The 16,977-nt window shown below is 39.8% G+C and carries 21 protein-coding genes and 1 pseudogene; 10 read left to right on the top strand and 12 right to left on the bottom strand.

Annotated elements, in window-relative coordinates; genetic code table 11:
- Nucleotides 1-4: 4 nt before the first annotated feature.
- The 7 genes from treR to ACZ5AE_RS13125 all read left to right on the top strand — a co-directional run bounded on the left by treR (nt 5) and on the right by ACZ5AE_RS13125 (nt 4,481).
- A complete protein-coding gene (treR, locus tag ACZ5AE_RS13155; protein WP_464572963.1) occupies nt 5-718 on the top strand; it encodes a trehalose operon repressor in 714 nt (237 codons plus the stop codon).
- A gap of 86 nt (nt 719-804) precedes the next feature.
- Nucleotides 805-1,482, top strand: a complete 678-nt coding sequence (locus ACZ5AE_RS13150) for an SOS response-associated peptidase (RefSeq protein WP_464572961.1) — start codon at nt 805-807, stop codon at nt 1,480-1,482.
- Nucleotides 1,483-1,694: 212 nt separating this feature from the next.
- Entirely contained in the window at nt 1,695-1,979 is a 285-nt protein-coding gene (locus tag ACZ5AE_RS13145) for a hypothetical protein (RefSeq protein WP_464572959.1), read from the top strand.
- A gap of 14 nt (nt 1,980-1,993) precedes the next feature.
- On the top strand, nt 1,994-2,236 hold the full coding sequence (locus ACZ5AE_RS13140) for a hypothetical protein (protein WP_464572957.1): 243 nt from the start codon (nt 1,994-1,996) through the stop codon (nt 2,234-2,236).
- Between the two features lie 59 nt (nt 2,237-2,295).
- Nucleotides 2,296-2,514: a hypothetical protein gene (locus ACZ5AE_RS13135; protein WP_464572955.1), complete on the top strand. Its 219-nt coding sequence runs from the start codon at nt 2,296-2,298 to the stop codon at nt 2,512-2,514.
- A 131-nt stretch (nt 2,515-2,645) separates the two neighbouring features.
- Nucleotides 2,646-3,263, top strand: a complete 618-nt coding sequence (locus ACZ5AE_RS13130; RefSeq protein WP_464572953.1) for an RraA family protein — start codon at nt 2,646-2,648, stop codon at nt 3,261-3,263.
- Nucleotides 3,264-3,425: 162 nt separating this feature from the next.
- Nucleotides 3,426-4,481 (top strand): ion channel, encoded by a 1,056-nt coding sequence (locus ACZ5AE_RS13125; RefSeq protein ID WP_464572951.1) that lies wholly within the window; start codon nt 3,426-3,428, stop codon nt 4,479-4,481.
- 25 nt (nt 4,482-4,506) lie between these two features.
- Here ACZ5AE_RS13125 and ACZ5AE_RS13120 read toward each other — a convergent pair whose 3' ends face one another.
- From ACZ5AE_RS13120 to ACZ5AE_RS13095, 6 genes are all read right to left on the bottom strand, one after another.
- Nucleotides 4,507-4,944, bottom strand: a complete 438-nt coding sequence (locus ACZ5AE_RS13120; RefSeq protein WP_464572949.1) for an N-acetyltransferase family protein — start codon at nt 4,942-4,944, stop codon at nt 4,507-4,509.
- 314 nt (nt 4,945-5,258) lie between these two features.
- Entirely contained in the window at nt 5,259-5,504 is a 246-nt protein-coding gene (locus ACZ5AE_RS13115; RefSeq protein ID WP_464572947.1) for a hypothetical protein, read from the bottom strand.
- Nucleotides 5,505-5,526: 22 nt separating this feature from the next.
- Entirely contained in the window at nt 5,527-5,973 is a 447-nt protein-coding gene (locus tag ACZ5AE_RS13110) for an SRPBCC family protein (protein ID WP_464572945.1), read from the bottom strand.
- 79 nt (nt 5,974-6,052) lie between these two features.
- Complete coding sequence (locus ACZ5AE_RS13105) at nt 6,053-6,559, bottom strand: hypothetical protein (RefSeq protein ID WP_464572943.1); 507 nt, start codon at nt 6,557-6,559, stop codon at nt 6,053-6,055.
- Between the two features lie 24 nt (nt 6,560-6,583).
- On the bottom strand, nt 6,584-7,735 hold the full coding sequence (locus ACZ5AE_RS13100) for an acyltransferase family protein (RefSeq protein ID WP_464572941.1): 1,152 nt from the start codon (nt 7,733-7,735) through the stop codon (nt 6,584-6,586).
- Between the two features lie 296 nt (nt 7,736-8,031).
- The gene (locus tag ACZ5AE_RS13095) at nt 8,032-9,624 is read right to left on the bottom strand and encodes a long-chain-fatty-acid--CoA ligase (RefSeq protein ID WP_464572939.1); all 1,593 of its coding nucleotides are present in this window, start codon (nt 9,622-9,624) and stop codon (nt 8,032-8,034) included.
- 170 nt (nt 9,625-9,794) lie between these two features.
- Here ACZ5AE_RS13095 and ACZ5AE_RS13090 point away from each other — a divergent pair, with 170 nt between their 5' ends.
- Complete coding sequence (locus tag ACZ5AE_RS13090; RefSeq protein ID WP_464572937.1) at nt 9,795-10,199, top strand: hypothetical protein; 405 nt, start codon at nt 9,795-9,797, stop codon at nt 10,197-10,199.
- A 261-nt stretch (nt 10,200-10,460) separates the two neighbouring features.
- On the opposite strand, the gene pdxR is transcribed toward ACZ5AE_RS13090, so the two are convergent.
- The 4 genes from pdxR to ACZ5AE_RS13070 form a co-directional block, all read right to left on the bottom strand.
- Nucleotides 10,461-11,888, bottom strand: coding sequence for a MocR-like pyridoxine biosynthesis transcription factor PdxR (gene pdxR / locus ACZ5AE_RS13085; protein WP_464572935.1), 1,428 nt, complete (start codon nt 11,886-11,888; stop codon nt 10,461-10,463).
- A gap of 326 nt (nt 11,889-12,214) precedes the next feature.
- Nucleotides 12,215-12,577 carry a fluoride efflux transporter CrcB gene (crcB, locus tag ACZ5AE_RS13080; protein ID WP_464572933.1) on the bottom strand — a complete coding sequence of 121 codons (363 nt, stop codon included), beginning with the start codon at nt 12,575-12,577 and terminating at the stop codon, nt 12,215-12,217.
- Entirely contained in the window at nt 12,574-12,996 is a 423-nt protein-coding gene (gene crcB / locus ACZ5AE_RS13075; RefSeq protein ID WP_464572931.1) for a fluoride efflux transporter CrcB, read from the bottom strand. The genes crcB (ACZ5AE_RS13080) and crcB (ACZ5AE_RS13075) overlap by 4 nt, the downstream gene beginning before the upstream one ends.
- 69 nt (nt 12,997-13,065) lie before the next feature.
- Nucleotides 13,066-13,575 (bottom strand): YbaK/EbsC family protein, encoded by a 510-nt coding sequence (locus tag ACZ5AE_RS13070; protein ID WP_464573621.1) that lies wholly within the window; start codon nt 13,573-13,575, stop codon nt 13,066-13,068.
- 271 nt (nt 13,576-13,846) lie between these two features.
- On the opposite strand from ACZ5AE_RS13070, the gene ACZ5AE_RS13065 reads away from it, so the two are divergent.
- Both ACZ5AE_RS13065 and ACZ5AE_RS13060 read left to right on the top strand, forming a co-directional pair.
- Complete coding sequence (locus tag ACZ5AE_RS13065; protein ID WP_464572929.1) at nt 13,847-14,638, top strand: GNAT family N-acetyltransferase; 792 nt, start codon at nt 13,847-13,849, stop codon at nt 14,636-14,638.
- Nucleotides 14,639-14,759: 121 nt separating this feature from the next.
- Nucleotides 14,760-15,677: pseudogene (locus tag ACZ5AE_RS13060) on the top strand (DMT family transporter).
- A gap of 149 nt (nt 15,678-15,826) precedes the next feature.
- Here the strand turns inward: ACZ5AE_RS13060 and ACZ5AE_RS13055 are convergent.
- Both ACZ5AE_RS13055 and ACZ5AE_RS13050 read right to left on the bottom strand, forming a co-directional pair.
- The gene (locus ACZ5AE_RS13055; RefSeq protein ID WP_464572927.1) at nt 15,827-16,546 is read right to left on the bottom strand and encodes a YebC/PmpR family DNA-binding transcriptional regulator; all 720 of its coding nucleotides are present in this window, start codon (nt 16,544-16,546) and stop codon (nt 15,827-15,829) included.
- A 225-nt stretch (nt 16,547-16,771) separates the two neighbouring features.
- Nucleotides 16,772-16,972 carry a CLC_0170 family protein gene (locus ACZ5AE_RS13050; RefSeq protein WP_464572925.1) on the bottom strand — a complete coding sequence of 67 codons (201 nt, stop codon included), beginning with the start codon at nt 16,970-16,972 and terminating at the stop codon, nt 16,772-16,774.
- Nucleotides 16,973-16,977: the final 5 nt, after the last annotated feature.

The following is a 16,977-nucleotide window of genomic DNA, read 5'->3' as shown; positions in this document are numbered from 1 at the left end:
CTTTATGACAAACAAATATTTAACCATCTATAATACAATTGTTGAGCAAATTAAAAGCGGGGACATTCCTCCACAAACACTACTGCCTTCCGAAAATGAATTAACGGAACAATTCCAGACTTCAAGGGAAACCATCCGAAAAGCGTTAAATTTGCTGTCGCAAAATGGTTATATTCAAAAGGTTCGCGGCAAAGGATCAATCGTAATCGATGTCTCTAAGTTTGATTTCCCTGTTTCCGGTCTGGTGAGCTTTAAAGAGCTTGGGCAAAAAATGGGCCGTAAACCTAGAACCATCGTGAATGAGTTGGAATTAATGAAACCAGATGGCTATATTCGTCAGCAGCTCCAGTTGTCCGGGAAAGATCAGGTTTGGAAGGTAGTGCGGACACGAGAAATTGGCGGAGAAAAGATCATTTTAGATAAGGACTTTCTGAATAAAAAGTTTGTACCTGAATTAACGGAAGAAATCTGCGCAGATTCTATCTATGAGTATTTGGAAAAAGATTTGAATCTTACGATTAGTTTCGCGAAAAAAGAAATAGTGGTCGAAGAACCGACTGATGAGGACCGTGCCCTTCTTGATCTTGACAGTTTTCATAACATCGTTGTTATTAAAAACCTTGTATATCTGGATGATGCCAGTCTTTTTCAATACACGGAATCCCGGCACCGCCCCGATAAGTTTCGATTTGTTGACTTTGCTCGAAGGACACATTGAATATGAACGGAAATCTCTTGTAAAAGAGGTTTCCTTTTTAATTTATTGCTACAATAAACCTAACTTAAAAACCTGAGGTGAAAAGTATGTGCGGGCGATTTACGTTAACAGCAACGATTGATCAGATTCTTAACCGGTTTGATATACAAGCATTCCTTGACGAGGAAAATTATTTGCCCAGCTTTAACATTGCCCCCTCTCAACAGGTTTTGGCCGTCATCAACGATGGAACGTCCAACAGGATGGGCTTTTTAAAATGGGGGCTGATCCCTCCCTGGGCCAAGGACATGTCGATTGGTCATAAAATGATCAATGCTCGGGCAGAAACTTTAACGGAAAAGCCAAGCTTCCAAAAGCCCTTCCAGAAAAAGCGATGCCTTATAATTGCCGATAGTTTCTACGAGTGGAAACGTAATAATGATAAAACGAAAACACCAATGCGGATTAAACTGACGGATGAAAACCTTTTTGCAATGGCCGGACTTTGGGAAAAATGGAAATCCCCCGAAGGGCAATCTGTCTTTTCCTGCTCTGTCATAACGACAGCCCCTAACGATTTGATGAAGGATATTCACGACCGAATGCCGGTCATTTTAAAACCGGAGGACGAACATGTATGGCTTGACCCCTTTATTACCGATACGAATTTCCTTAATCAATTCCTGGTGTCATTTGATAATGAACAGATGGAAGCATACGAGGTCTCTACGCTTGTAAATTCGCCAAAAAACAACTCGATTGATCTCATTCAAAAAATATGCTAACGCACATTTTTTCCGACTATGGACAAGTTGCCTATATGCAAGTCCACATACTTTCATATGATGTACTAACCCATTAAGTTTTTCCTTCTTTTAAGTGGCCGGAAGCCACTTTCTTTTTTTGCCTTGACCCCGGTGGATGAAGATGGTCTGATTCAGTCAAACCTTGAATACAATTTAAAATATCATCTTAAATTACGCGGGAACTCTAACAGGTGTTAAATATTGAAATTATTTTTGAGGTGAGGGCGTTGGTTTTTATTCCTACAAACGTTAACATTAGTTATTTAAAAGTCGGAAGCCCTGATCATAAAAGTGCCGTTTCCTTAGGCCAAAATTTTTACTTAGGCATTAATACAGCCGGGAAGAAAAATCAGGGATTCGGCCAGCAGATTGCCGATGATTCTACATCCGTTTTTCCTATCGGAATCATATTTGATGATGAAATCATTGATAATCCTTCGATTAAAAGCGAACCCAAGCCGGGACCGCACGCCTAATAACTTAAACGGGAGTGATTGGTTTGAATATTGCACCTATGGCTATTAATTTCATTGGTTTTAAGGTTAACACAGTGGATAATACCTCTATCATTAACTTTGGACCGAACCAATTTATTGACCAGTTTCTTTCCTACAAGAGGAACCAGGGGGTTGGCGAACAAAACGGTGATATCTCCCCTGTCAACATTCCGATTAACTATGTCATTGATCCGGACATTAATGATAGTGGAACAGTGAAAAACAGTGTTATATAAAACTTTATTGAGAGAAAAACTTAATCGACAATGAGGTGAACCTATTGATCTTTGCACCAATGAACATTAATTTTGGTGATATAAAAATTAATGTTTTCGACCACGCCTCCGTCATGAACATGGGTCCCAATCTATTTATCGACCAATTTGTTTCCTATAAACGCAATCAAGGCTATGGAGAACAAAACGGCGACTTTGTTCCGCTTTATATTCCGATTTGTACGGTATATGATCAAGATATCAGTGACAGTTGGACAGGAAAGAGCAGTTTTATATAGTATCCATTTGGCCGTCTGGCTTTTCTGCAGGCGGCCATTATTATGTTCTTCTCAACTTATGATTTCTTAATATTCAAATTTATTAAAGTAGTAGTATAATTAAGGAAACTTACATAAAGGAGAATCGCTGTATGGATAACTTATTAAACGAATTTAAGAATCTGCCGACAACCTGCATTTCCGATGGAATGGATGGCTTAAATAACCTCCACCCTTCCATTAAACCTCTTAAGGAAGAGTACAAGCTTACAGGGCGGGCTTTTACTGTTAAAATACCAGTTGGTGATAATTTGGCCGTTTTAAAAGCGATTCGCAACGCTCAGCCAGGTGATATCTTGGTTGTCGATGCCAAGGGAGACCAATACCGTGCTATTGCCGGCGATTTTGTTGTCGGCATGATGCAGACCCTCGGAATCGGCGGCTTAGTGGTTGATGGTGTCATCCGTGATATTTTGGGTATTAAAGAATTAAACTTCCCTGTTTTCTCCCGAGGAACGGCGGTCGCTGCAAGCGGCAAAGCAGGTGTCGGCGAAATCAATGTGCCGGTTTCCTGCGGCGGAGTCACTATAAACCCTGGTGACATCGTTGTTGGAGATGCTGATGGAGTAGTTGTCGTCCCACAAACAATTGAACAAGAGGTTTTAACTAAATCTCAAAACAAATTGAGGAAAGACCAGTTAAGAGAAGAAAAGATTTCCGGCAATCGTGAAGCGATTATTAAACATTTGGATGAAATACTTTCCAAATAAAAATGCCCCCCTTTTCCTGTAGAGGAATTGGGGTATTATATTTTTTTAACCTGCTTTAAAATGGTGCCTGACCGTTTTTAATTCTTATACTTATTTGGCGAAGTTTGGGAAATATAAAGATTATAAATGAAGTTTTTTGGGCTGGGATGGTTGCTTGTGGGGATGAAGATTAAAAAGATTCTTTATCATTTGGTCATGCTCAGGGATAAAATATTGGTCCCTTTTGTACTATTATACATATTATTGGCGGCACTGGGAATTTTTTGGATAGAACCAAAAACCTTTAAATCATACATTACCTCAATCTATTGGGTATTAACCACGCTGGCGACTGTAGGTTTCGGTGACTATGCCCCAGTTACGAATGCCGGAAAAATTTATACCATCTTCCTTTATATAACCGGCATTGGCCTAATAAGTGTATTTGTTGGTAAAGTCATTAATACGGTATATGTAATTGATAAGCTTAAGGCTGGAGGTAAAATGAAATATACAGGGAAACATCATATTATCCTGATTGGCTGGAGCCCGAAAACAAAATTAGCCGTAAAGGAAATTCAAAAGACAGACAAAAAAACGGATATTGTCATTATTGATAGTTTAGAGAAAGCTCCCATTTCCGAGGAACACCTGTTTTATATCCGCGGTGATGCGACCGAAGAGGAAACACTTTTGAACGCCAACCTTCCAAAAGCTAAGGGTGTAATTATTTTTGCAGACCAGTTTGCGCAGGATAACTTATTAACAAAAGACCCTCTCCTTGTAGACGGCAAAACCTTATTGGTGGCGACCGCAATCACAACGCTTGAGGAAAAATTTAATGAAGATATTCATGTCACGGCGGAAGTTATCAATGAAAACCATATCCAATTGTTCAAACATGTTCAGGTCGACGAGTTTATTCCAACCCAGGAAATGATTTCGCATGCTGCCGTCCGCTCTTTATTCTCACATGGCGTTACCCATATGTATTCAGAATTAATGAGTACACAATATGGTGATTCCATGTATGAAATTCCGAAAAAAAAGGAGTGGAAAACGTACCGTGATGCTTTTTTTGAACTGCTTAATCAAGGGGCAACGTTAGTAGCCGACCGAGGAGACATGCACATTAATCAAAAGCTGGACCAACTGATCCCTGATGATGCCCAGCTGTTTGTCATTTGTGATAAAGAGACCATCAGCCAATTAACTACAAGTGTTGAAAAAAATTATTAAAAAGGGGGGGGGAAAACACCACCCCCTAAATGGAAAAATAATAAAAGTAATGTGTTTCTCTTTTGAAGCCAATTTTTTCGTAAAGACCTTGGGCAGAAATATTGTCAGAGGCTGTCTCAAGCAGTACACCTTTTGCTCCGGTATCCCGTGCCATTTCAATTGCCTTATCGATTAATTTTTCACCGATACCCTTACCACGGTTTTCCTTTTTCACATACAAATCATTTAAAATCCAGGACCGCTGCATGCTAACGGATGAAAAGGTCGGATACAGCTGCGTAAAGCCAACCGCCTCCCCTCCCTTATAAGCTACAAAAATAACCGATTCCTCATTTAATATTCTCGTCTTTACAAACTCCCGTGCGCCTTCAGTATCAGGCGATTGCTCGTAAAATTGTCTGTATAAATCAAAAAGCTCCGTTACCGCATCCAGGTCATTTATTGTAGCTCTGATAAGGTTCATTGATGCACCTCTCCCCCTTTTATTTCCCGTTATTCCTATTTATGGTACACTTTATTGTACTTCAATTCGATTCATTTTTAATAGTCTTTTTTATTCCCCAAAAATGAAAGTTTCTTTTGTCAAAAAATAAGGATATATTTTTTGTTAAAGGATTTCTTAAAGGTTCACACACCATATTTGGGTAGTGATCATCATTTCTACTATTATAAAAAGGCGAATTTTAAGGAAAAAACCGAACTCTAAATTGGCACACCCTCAAATGACATAAAAATGTTAAAAAACTCCGGTTTATAGTTCCGGACTTTTTTTACTTCTTATGATAAATTTAGAATATATTCATTCATCCAATTGTTACTTTTCCATTCTTTAGAAAGAATATCAATAATGGCAGGTGGATATGGACTTATTCTAATATGCTCATGAATCCTGGCGAGTACGTACTCGTAATCTAACTCTGCACAAACGCAAAACCATTGCTGAACCGTTTCATTTTTTGCGGCAAAGAGAGGATATACCCGTTCAATCAAGACAATCAGTTTAAACGCTTCTTGTTTGGTCAATGAATTTTCTCCTTGGCAATCCTTAGGAATTATGATTATTCTGTAGTCCGCCCCGTAATTGAGTCACGCCAAATTCCAGGTAGGCTTTTAAACAGGTCAGCATAAATACCCAACCTTCTTTATTGTCCAGGATATTATATATAAATGCAGCATCATTCTCCTGAAAGCCTTCTTCCATTATTTCAATAATTGTGCTGGACGAATCCATTTCTTTTAAGCTGATGGTCACTGTATGTTCGTCCTCGGACGGCCCCCAAAGAAAGACAATTTTATTATTCTCCTCTACTTCAACCACTTTTATTTCTAATTCAGCATTGTACAAATCATATTCCAATTTGATGGTCTTTCCTGATTCCCATCTTTCTGAACTCGAAGAGAACCAAAAATTCCCGATTTTCGAAGGATCGACAAAGGCCTCAAATACATCTTTGGCTGGCTTTTTAATTTGAAACTTCGTTAAATTATTCATTTCTCATCCACTCTCTTTCATGTATAAACATATTCAGGGTAGTCTCATACGGACTATTTAATACCAATATATCTTTGTATTAGTCCACTATCTGAATGTATTCGCCTGGATTGCTCCTGATTTTTTCTCCAATAGCCTTTAACGTCTTTGGACTAATTTCAGTAAAAGCACTATTAAGCGGCGCGATAGATTTCGTCAGTTCGGGGTCCTTTTTAATATCATTATAGGAAACATTGAAATCCTCTAAACTCCTAGAAAAATTCCCTGCTTTAAAAAGCTGTTCCAATTTTACAAAGAGACACAGCATTTCACCTGCCCCAAAATACTCCAATCCTTTTTTAATTGCCCTCCACGCATCGGGCTGAGCATAATAATATGCCCCCCACCAATAAAATTCTTCTACTGAATGTTTAGCATGATTGAAATAAGCATAAAACATGAATAAAGCCTTTTGCCCAGTAGTCAATTTTTGATAAAGCTCTTCCTTTACTTTCATTTCCCTGCCGCGAATTAAAGGGATATACGGCTCGAAACATGCGCCGCCCAGTGCTTCATCCTCAAGCGAATCAAAAAAATGTCTTTTCAAATCGTTCCCCACCTTTTTTAATTTTCAAGGAACCGCTCCCATGTTATTAAATTCTTTTGATTGTTTCGGTTTCACCTTCACACCAAAAATCCATCTCATAATGGCTATCCGCTTAATGATAAACTCATATATTAGCCAAGAAATAAGAAAAGTTAGGAACATAATGACGAAAAACGACAGAATCATACCAAGATTGATTTTTAAAATATAGTAACCTATGACAACTAAAACACTCTGGTGAAGAATATAGATAGGAAATGCCGATTCATTCATGTAAGGGATTGCCTTATGAGGAAAATTCAAAAATTTGTGACCGAAACCCAAAATCACCGCAAGCGTTAACCAAACATTGAAGGTTCTTAAAATAGATATAAGTATATCCACACCTGGGAAAATCAGCCCATCCCGATTCATTTGCAGCAAGACAACCCATGCCGGAACTAAAACGACCAGTGCTGCCAACCCCTTCACGCGAATTCGATTGAACATATTTTGATAGCTTTGATGAGAACAAGTAACGAAGCCCATAATAAAAATGACCAAGAAAAAGAATGGATTTTGACCGCCTGGTGCAGGAAGTGCCTGTGTCGCAAACAAACCAACGAATAGCAGTAAAAATACAGTTGGTCTGCTGCATACTTGATTGAATTTTTCTATTTTGCTTTTTCTCATGGGGTTTTTAACAAAGATGAAAATCGGCAGCGCCACTAGCGAAAGGACAAATAAATAGAGAATAAACCAAAGATGGGCCGGTGTAAAGGTGCCAAAATAGCCGGATAAATCACTGAAATCAGTAAAAAATGTTTTCAACAAAGCGAAATAGTTCCCTGCTTGTCCTGTGTGGTGTAATTTCGCAAAATAGCCCTGCGGCGGAATGATAAACAAAACGCCAAAAATTAAGGGAATCAACAATCGATTCACGCGATCTTTTATGTATTCCTGGTTCGACCTCCTCATGAGGGCGAACCAACTCGCTGAACCTGCCAGCCAAAAGAGCAGCGGCATAAACCAATAACTGGTTACAGCAATGAACCAACTAAACCCCCAGCTTAACTCCCCACTTTTCACATAAAACGGATCCCAATAATCAAACACTCTGGCGGAATGAAAGGGAAATAACAGCAGGATTCCCAAATTTCTCAGCCAATCAATATCATATCTTCGATTTTCACTCAATCAGACTCCCCCAGCCTAAAAACCAATTTTTTCCTATATTTATTGTAGTAATTCCCACTGTTTCTTACAAGGGAAATTTTCCATTTAGCGAAAGAAAAAACTCCCTGATTTCGGGAGTTTTTCATAAAACTTTTGGCTGGTTTACATTTAGAGTTCCTATAATTCACAACTTGATTAGGTAAACAGAGATATGCAGCCCATTTTCCAATGAAAGTGATAACCAATATTAATAAACCAATACCAGATAACGGGACTGGAAACAAATAACCAACCTGCTGATTAATAATAAAAGCTTTTTAGTTAACGTACCGTCCCGTTTTATCTTTTGAGCTCCAGTATTCATTACGAAGGTGGACCTTTTGGATTTTTCCTGAGGCAGTCTTCGGAAGTTCCTTTACAAAGGTGACGCCTGTAACCGCTTTAAAATGAGCCAATTTTTCACGGGAAAACGAAATGATGTCCGCTTCGCTGACTTCTGCACCCTCACGCAATACAACGTATGCATGTGGAGTTTCTCCCCATTTTTCATGAGGAACTGCAATGACGGCAGCCTCTAATACAGCTGGATGGTCGTAAAGCGCCCCTTCCACTTCGATAGATGAAATGTTTTCTCCGCCGCTGATAATAATATCCTTTTTCCGGTCAACAATCTCGATATTACCGTATTCATCGACCGTTCCCATGTCGCCCGTGTGGAGCCAGCCGTTACGGATTGTTTCCATGGTTGCCTCCGGGTTTTTCCAATAGCCTAGCATAACACCATGGCTTCTTGTGACGACCTCGCCAATTTCCTGACCGTTATGGGCAACCTCTTCCCCATGCTCGTTTACTACTCTTACATCAGAACCAATCATTGGATAACCCGCTTTTGCTTTGATGCGTGCTTTTTCCTCTGGCGATAATTGTGCCAATTGGGACCTGATAGTTGAAACCAAGCTCAATGGCGTGGATTCAGTCATTCCGTACACCTGAATAAACTCCCAGCCAAGCTCCTGTTCCACACGGGTCACGAATGCCGGCGGCGGTGCAGAGCCAGCTATTACTACCCGAACATCATGCTCTATAACCGGTTTATTTTTTTCATAGTATTGCAGCAGTGAATTTAACACGGTCGGTGCCATATGCAACACTGTCACCTTATGATCCTGAATTGCTTGAAAAATTGTTTCAGGAGAAGCCTTTTTCAAGCAAACATGTGCAGCACCGTTCGCCGTATAATAAAATGGCGAGCCCCAGCCATTCACATGGAACATTGGAAGAACATGAAGATAGACATCTCGGTCACTGACGCGCAGGTGGTGCATCGTGCTTAAGGCATGAAGATAATTATTGCGGTGTGTCAGCATAACACCCTTAGGGTTTCCAGTTGTACCGCTCGTATAGAGAAGGCTGCAGACATCGTTCTCATCAAGCTCAGCTCGTTCAAATGTTGATGCTGGAAAGCTTTCCAGCCATTTCTCATAATCTACTTCTTCGGTTCGATCATCTTTATATTGAACAATAATGTATTCGACTGTTTCCAGCATATCTTTGATTGGAGTAATTAAATGGTACAAGTCTTGGTCAACTAGCAGCACTTTGGATTCACTATGGTTTAAAATAAACAAGTAATCCTCAGGCTTTAAACGGATATTTAACGGCACCATGATGGCACCAAGCTGGAAAGTGCCATAAAAGCCTTCGAGCATTTCTACGGTGTTTGGTGCTAAATAGGCAACTCGGTCCCCTTTTTCTACGCCTAGTTCCCTGAGCCCGTGAGAAAGCTGGTTTACTCTGCCATTCAGTTCGGCATATGTAAATTGGCGTTCCCCGCAATAAACAGCCTGCTTGTCTCCGTAAAGAGAAACGGCACGATCTAAGAATTCCGGAAGTATTAAAGGTACATTCATTTTTTCACCTCTTTTTAAAATTTGGAATATTCAAACATAATATTATTCTATCATACAATTTTTAAATAAAAATACAAAAATTTGTCTAAAAATAAATAATTGCACCTAAGTACTATTCAAGTGGAAAACCTCATAGAATAGAATATACGTTCGTAAAGGAGGACGGGGAAATGCTTAAAAGCAACGATTCCTTGATTACAGGTGAGATGTTAGTCAAATATTACGAACTAAACAAAATGAAAAAAGAAATCGAGCTGGAAATGGATGAATTAAAGGAAGTATTTCAAAGCTATTTTAATAATTTAGTAGGAAAGGACATGAAGGGCGAAATTACGGTGAGCGGTTATAAATTGCAAAGGCAAATTCGCAAAATGGAGAAATTCCATGAGGTGGAAACGGTGAAAAGGCTGGAGGAAATGCAATTGAACGAACTTATCCAAGTTATTAAGAAGCCCGATGATTCAAAAATAAAAGCGGCGCTCGAGCTAGGATTAGTAAAACCAAGTCAACTAGAGGGCTGTATCGTTACTTCTTTTTCCCCTGCTATCTCTGTAAAACCAGTTACACCTCGATAAATACATGTTAGCTTGAAAATCTGGGATGAAATGTGACACGTTTTCCAAACTTCAATATTATATTACCGAAGGGCAGCAGGCAATTGACGAAATCGGGGAGATTGTGGTTAAGAGAATAGGGTAATTTTTGACTTTTTGAAAAACGCCTGGTTTTTTTTCAGGCGTTTTTACGGTTTTGTCTAATCACCTTCATGAAGGACATTTCTACTTGGATTCCCTTCGTTTTGGTCTCATCGGCTCCATGAAGGAGATATTTTACTCCTACCCCCTACGTGCTTTGTCCTCTAGAAGTCCCCATACCTCTGAAAGAATCCGTATCCCTTCTTGAATCTGACTCTCAGAAAGCCCGCCGTACCCAAGTAAAACCATCGAATCCACCCCGTCAACCAACTCTGCATGATAGACAGATAATGGATACACCTTTACTCCAGCAGTCATCGCCCGGTGAACCAACTCTTCCTCTCTCATTCCATTCCTAACGTCCAAAACAATATGCAAACCCGATTTTTCACCGATCACCCTCACCCAATCACCCATAAAATCATGAATCGCTGAAATCAGAGCAGCTTGCTTTCTCCGGTAAAGTGTCCTCATTTTATTTAAATGGGTCTGCCAATGGCCTTCGTGCATAAAACGATAAAGCGTATCTTGATGTAGTCGGGAGACAGTTTGTTTATAAATGGTGAAATGCTCCCTGTACCTTGCCAGCAGCCCTTCAGGCAGGACGATATAACTAATTCGTAAAGATGGTATCAAAGATTTGGAAAAGGTGCCTAAATAAACAACTCTTCCGGATGAATCCAGTCCTTGCAAGGCTGGAATCGGTTTACCTTTATATCGGTATTCCCCGTCATAATCATCCTCAATAATGTATCCGTCCCTTTCCTCTGCCCATTTCAACAATTCCATTCGTCGAGCAATTGGCATAACCATTCCCAGCGGGAACTGATGGGATGGAGTGACATACACGACACGGGCGCCGCTCCCGCGCAAACGATCCAAAGCAATCCCTTCCTCATCCAAAGGAACCGGAACAGTTCTGACACCCCAATCTTGCAAAACTGCCCTTGTCCGGTGAAATCCTGGATTCTCCAAGGCATAAGTTTCATCCCTTCCAATCACTAAACAAAGCAGTCCCATCAATACCTGTGTCCCCGCCCCAATAACAATTTGCTCTGCTGTGCATCGAACACCTCTAGACTGAAATAAATACTTGGCAATTTCCTCGCGAAGCAGCCTTTCCCCTTGGGGATTGCCGGTATAAAACAAATCCGCCTGATCCTCATACAAGGCATGAACTGAAAGCCTTCTCCATATACTGAATGGAAAAGATTCCAGGTCGACCATTCCCGAATTAAAATCTATTTTTACAGCAGGATCCTTCAACACCTCAGCCATCCCAACAGGCTCTGATTTATCTGGATTGACGATTAAATCCTCCAGTAATTCAACTACAAACAATCCTGAACGCGGCCGGCTTTCCAGAAACCCTTCCGCACAAAGCTGATCATAAGCAGACTGAACTGTATTCAGACTTAGTCCTAAATATTTTGCCAAATTTCGTTTTGATGGCAATTTTTCCAGAGGTTTTATATTACCATTAAAAATTTCATCTTTGATAAAGTTCACAAGCTGCATATATAAAGGCGTGGGGCTTTTATGATCCAATACAGGCATTATCTCAATCATTCCAATCCCCCCAAAACGGCCCCTGCCAAAATCAATTAATCTGATATTTTTGATTATACCAGTTTGGAATTATATTAGGTTCATATATATGAATTTTTCATTGTGAATCTGTAACCCCAAAAAACAAACATGATTGCCTTTATTTTTAAAACCGTTTGTCACTGGAAATTGCCAAATTCGGTAATTGTGGTGCCAACATTATGATCAAAAACAGCTGGCTAGAACAACCACCCGGGACGAAAAACAAAGAGATGCTGTCTAAATAGATAGGAAGGTTAAGTACAATCTGAACTCATAATTTTTCCAGTATATAGTTTTATCAATATTTATTGAAACTGGCTGCCCAATAAATATCCCAAGTAAGCGAGAAAAATTCCGATTATGTAGGTTAAAAAGGTATAAAGGTAAAATTTCAATTTTTGTTTTTTCAAAAGGAATTGAAGCATTTCCAATTTTAACGTAGAAAAAGTGGTAAAGGCTCCCATGAACCCGGTTCCAAATAATAGGGCGAGCGTTGGGTCAGCCTTTACCCCAACTATTATTCCTAGAAGAAATGCTCCAGACAAATTAACAGTTAAAGTACCAAGCGGAATCGCCGCATTTTGATTTAATTGCTTGCTAAGGGAAAACCGGGCAATTGCGCCAAAAAATCCCCCAAATCCGACCAGTAATAGATGTTCAATGGTCATGATATTTGCACCGTCCCACTGTACTTAAATCCTAATCGACTCATTATTAGACCACCGATAATACTAATTGCAACATATAAAATGCCTAAAACAATATTTCCATCTTGAAACAATTGGATTGTTTCGACACTCACCGTGGAAAATGTGGTAAATGAGCCCACGAATCCTGTTCCAACCGCAGTTGTAATCATAGGAGGCAAAGAAACCCGTTTAAACAAATTGGTTGTTAACCACGCAAGTAGAAAACTCCCGATTAAGTTAATTGTTAGGGTGGGAAAAGGAAAAGAATGATCTATTAACAGCGAAAGCCCAATCCAATACCTAAAGATTGCACCTAGCGCACCGGCAATGCCCACTAAAAAATAAACCAAACAAAAGGCCCCCTTCGCAGCGATATAAAAAACTCCTGCAAGGATCATGGCCTGCAGGAGAGAATAACAAATTTATTATATACCCTGATGATTGAAAAAGAAAGATTTCCCTTTTTATTAGCTGCGTGCTGCTACCTTATCCGGAAGCTCTGCCACTTCCCATTCTTTGCAAACATCAACCCAATCCTTTGCGGCGGAATATTCAAAAATTTCATCACAGGTCAACTCGATTGCAGAATTTGCGCTCCCGCAAGCTGGAAAGAGGGTTTCAAAACGTTTCATGGAAACATCTAAATATACATCTAGATCATTTTTCAAACCAAACGGACATACACCGCCTACAGAATGCCCCGTTTGTTCCAATACATCTTCGGCAGATAACATACGGGCTTTCATGCCAAATGTTTGTCTAAACTTTTTATTATCGATTTTTGCATCTCCAGCCGCCACAACCAGAATAGCTTTTTCATCTTCCCCTCTGAAGGACAATGTTTTAGCAATACGTGCCGGAATAACGCCGATGGTTTCAGCAGCAAGATCCACTGTTGCACTCGACGAATCAAACTCCATCACATACTGTTCGCGTCCCCATTGCTTGAAATGAGCTTTCACACTTTCTAAAGACATCTTATTCCATCCTTTCCCATCAGTTTTATGAAGTATAATAACAATTTTCATTCCACAAAACAAATCAAACGCTTATCTTCGAAGCTTTTCAACACCTTGGATACTGGCAGCCTTAATGATAGATGCTGCTATCATTTATCTACATAAAAAATATAAAATTGATATACAGTTGCAACCACACTTAGATTAGGGACATTTTCCTATTTTTGTAGTTTCTCCGTCGCTACCTATGATTTAATAGAAATAAGTACATAAATAGGAGGTTAAATAAGTGAATTCATTATTTAGTAAAGTTTTAGAATTAGACATTGCTTACTTGGATACCTTTACGAATAGAATTGATACATCCTGGGGGTATTTGTTTTGTAATGAAAATCAGCCAGTCTATTATGATGCCAATCATGCACATATCCATGCAGCTCCTTCTGACCCAAAGTCAGTCATTGAAGAGGTACTGGATTTCTATCAAAAAAAAAACTTAACACCAAGATTCTATATCTTTGATATTGAAAACCAAGGCCCATTAATTGAAGAATTATATGCCAGCGGCTTTCGTTACGAAGAGCTGGTCTCCCCTGTCCAAATTTGGAATAAAGAACTAACATCTCGACAGCAAAATAACAGAATACAAATAGAGACAGTTACAGAGGCCAATTATACAAAAGCACTAGAAATCGAATGCCAAATTAAAGAATTTGGCGGCCGGGGGGTTCGGGAAAAGGCCTTTGCCGAAGAGTTTAAACACCCAGCATTCAGCCGCTATCTGCTAAAGTTGGATGGCACTGCCTGCTCCACTGCCTGTTTGTTCGAGCATGGGAATCAAGTCCGTCTCGAACACGTTGCCACACTTGAAGAATATCGCGGAAAAGGCTTAATTGGCGATCTGATTTATTTTGTTCAAAAAGAAGTAAAGAAAAAAGGCTTGGAGAACTTGTGGGTTTTTCCAATCAATGAGCGAGTGGAAAGTGTTTACGCCAAATACGGATTTCAATCACTAGGAAAATTTATTACTGGGCATGCTTTTTTGTCTGGAAAAAGTGTAATGGAAATCAGGGGCAGCTAATGGGGTTCCCTAAGGTTTAATTAGTTTATACGAAGTTAGGTAATGACAAATTCCCTCTTTTAAACCGTTAGAATCTTTTGTAATATTAAGAGATTGAGAGCTTAGAAACACCTTTGGGGGGATGCAAATGAATTCGCATGGTGCAGTTTTGCCATATCCACGGGCAAAGGGAATTATATTGGTGATTATTGCAGCTGTCTGCTGGGGAGCTTCCGGCACAGTTGCGCAATATTTATTCCACAATAAAGGCTTTAACACGGGGTGGACCGTAGTGGTGCGGCTGCTTTTCTCTGGGGCCGGGTTATTATTTTTTGCACAAACTGTGGCGAAACAAAATATTTGGAATGTCTGGAAACATAAACATGATGTTTTCCAGCTTATCCTCTTTGGAATCTTTGGCATGCTTGCTTGTCAATATACCTATTTTGCAGCCATTTAGCATAGTAATGCTGCTTCTGCAACAGTGCTTCAATACCTGGCACCGGTCATGATTGCTTCCTTCCTTTGTCTGAAGGCAAAAAAATTCCCTGCGAAGTATGAAATAATCGCCATTTTGTTCGCTTTAGGCGGCACATTTCTACTTGTCACAAAAGGGAATATTCATGCCTTAGCCATATCGATTCCAGGCTTTGTCTGGGGTATACTATCAGCATTTGCGCTCGCTTATTATACACTATATCCAGGCCGCCTGCTTGCAAAATGGGGCTCACTTATAACGGTTGGCTGGGGCATGATGATTGGTGGGATTGGCTTCAGTTTTGTCTATCCACCTTGGAAGTTTCAAGGTAATTGGTCAGGAACTTCCTTTTTAGCAATGGTGTTTGTCGTCATCTTTGGCACAATTATTGCCTTTTTCTGTTATATGGAGAGCATGAAGTATATTAATGCATCAGAGGCGAGCTTACTCGCTTGTGCTGAACCGTTGTCGGCCGCTTTTTTATCTGTGACCTGGCTTCAGGTTTCGTTTGGTCTTGCAGAATGGATTGGCTCCATTGCCATCATTGCAACAATTTTTATTTTATCGGCTGTGAAAAAATAATAAGGCTGGTCCAAAAGATCGTTAATGACGATTCTTTTGTACCAGCCTCTATTTTTGCTAATAAGAAAGTATTAACTTTCTTAACGCATAAATTTAACTACGCCACTGTCTTCGTCCTATCGGAGTAGCCAATCGGCGAGATTCATTTATTATTCACCTAAATCTACGTTATGATAAACCTGTTGAACATCCTCAAGATCTTCAAGTGTATCGATTAACTTCTCGAACTTAGCTGCCGCGTCTTCCGGAAGCTGAACTTCATTTTGTGCGAGCATGGTGAGCTCCGCAGTAGTAAACTCCGTAATACCCGCTGCTTTGAACGCTTCCTGCATAGCATGGAATTGGTCTGGTTCAGCATACACAATAATCTGATCTTCTTCTTCAACCACATCACGGACGTCTACATCTGCTTCCATAAGAATTTCAAGAACTTCTTCTTCGGATTTTCCTTCGACGCCAATTACAGCAGTAGCATCAAACATATATGCAACAGAACCGCTGACCCCCATATTTCCGCCATTTTTGCCAAATGCAGCACGGACCTCTGAAGCAGTCCGATTAACATTATTAGTTAAGGCATCAACAATAATCATGGAGCCACTCGGACCAAATCCTTCATAACGAAGCTCGTCAAAGCTCTCGTCAGAACCGCCTTTTGCCTTGTCGATTGCGCGGTCAATGATATGCCTTGGGACATTGTATGTTTTGGCACGTTCTAAAACGAATTTCAAGCCCTGGTTGGCCTCTGGATCTGGTTCGCCGCGTCGTGCCGCCACGTAGATTTCACGGCCGAATTTAGCATAAATACGACTCGTATTAGCGTCCTTTGCTGCTTTTTTATCCTTGATATTGTTCCATTTACGACCCATATGAACACTCACTTTCTGGTTTGAATCTATCCAAAACTATTTATGAAAAAGTCTTTATGATTCATCCTTTTCAAAAATAGCTTTTGGGAGTCCATTTTCTAAATATACACAGATAATATTATACCTAATTTGACTCATTTGTTAAGAGTTTGATTTTCAAAAAGAAAGAAAGTTCATTAAAACATGATCATTATCTGTCACTTTAGCAGGTGCTACCAACAGTCCCTACCAAAAATAATAACGAGATATCCATTGGACCACCAATAAAATGATACTAAGACAGATGTTTATCCATCCTAAAAAAAGGGATGCGATTTTTTCCTTTTTCATATTCGCATTTTTATATGCTTTTCGGTCGGTTAAGAGAATTAGAGAGCCTGTTATTACAAGGATGACGATGACATAGCCCAAGAACCCAATATACATGCATT

Source organism: Neobacillus sp. S1227 (genome assembly GCF_055385255.1).
Note: the sequence above shows the minus strand (reverse complement) of the source record. Positions and strands in the feature narration are given on the sequence as shown.

What these genes read in the sequence shown, in the direction of transcription:
- ACZ5AE_RS13070 (WP_464573621.1), bottom strand. Translation starts at nt 13,575, where the DNA reads ATGTCTTTAGAAAGTGTGAAAGCTCATTTCAAGCAATGGGGACGCGAA.
- ACZ5AE_RS13055 (WP_464572927.1), bottom strand. Translation starts at nt 16,546, where the DNA reads ATGGGTCGTAAATGGAACAATATCAAGGATAAAAAAGCAGCAAAGGAC.
- ACZ5AE_RS13110 (WP_464572945.1), bottom strand. Translation starts at nt 5,973, where the DNA reads ATGAATAATTTAACGAAGTTTCAAATTAAAAAGCCAGCCAAAGATGTA.
- pdxR (WP_464572935.1), bottom strand. Translation starts at nt 11,888, where the DNA reads ATGATTGAGATAATGCCTGTATTGGATCATAAAAGCCCCACGCCTTTA.
- ACZ5AE_RS13050 (WP_464572925.1), bottom strand. Translation starts at nt 16,972, where the DNA reads ATGTATATTGGGTTCTTGGGCTATGTCATCGTCATCCTTGTAATAACA.
- crcB (WP_464572933.1), bottom strand. Translation starts at nt 12,577, where the DNA reads ATGACCATTGAACATCTATTACTGGTCGGATTTGGGGGATTTTTTGGC.
- ACZ5AE_RS13135 (WP_464572955.1), top strand. Translation starts at nt 2,296, where the DNA reads ATGAACATTAATTTTGGTGATATAAAAATTAATGTTTTCGACCACGCC.
- crcB (WP_464572931.1), bottom strand. Translation starts at nt 12,996, where the DNA reads ATGATCCTTGCAGGAGTTTTTTATATCGCTGCGAAGGGGGCCTTTTGT.
- ACZ5AE_RS13120 (WP_464572949.1), bottom strand. Translation starts at nt 4,944, where the DNA reads ATGAACCTTATCAGAGCTACAATAAATGACCTGGATGCGGTAACGGAG.
- ACZ5AE_RS13125 (WP_464572951.1), top strand. Translation starts at nt 3,426, where the DNA reads ATGAAGATTAAAAAGATTCTTTATCATTTGGTCATGCTCAGGGATAAA.
- ACZ5AE_RS13130 (WP_464572953.1), top strand. Translation starts at nt 2,646, where the DNA reads ATGGATAACTTATTAAACGAATTTAAGAATCTGCCGACAACCTGCATT.
- treR (WP_464572963.1), top strand. Translation starts at nt 5, where the DNA reads ATGACAAACAAATATTTAACCATCTATAATACAATTGTTGAGCAAATT.
- ACZ5AE_RS13150 (WP_464572961.1), top strand. Translation starts at nt 805, where the DNA reads ATGTGCGGGCGATTTACGTTAACAGCAACGATTGATCAGATTCTTAAC.
- ACZ5AE_RS13090 (WP_464572937.1), top strand. Translation starts at nt 9,795, where the DNA reads ATGCTTAAAAGCAACGATTCCTTGATTACAGGTGAGATGTTAGTCAAA.
- ACZ5AE_RS13095 (WP_464572939.1), bottom strand. Translation starts at nt 9,624, where the DNA reads ATGAATGTACCTTTAATACTTCCGGAATTCTTAGATCGTGCCGTTTCT.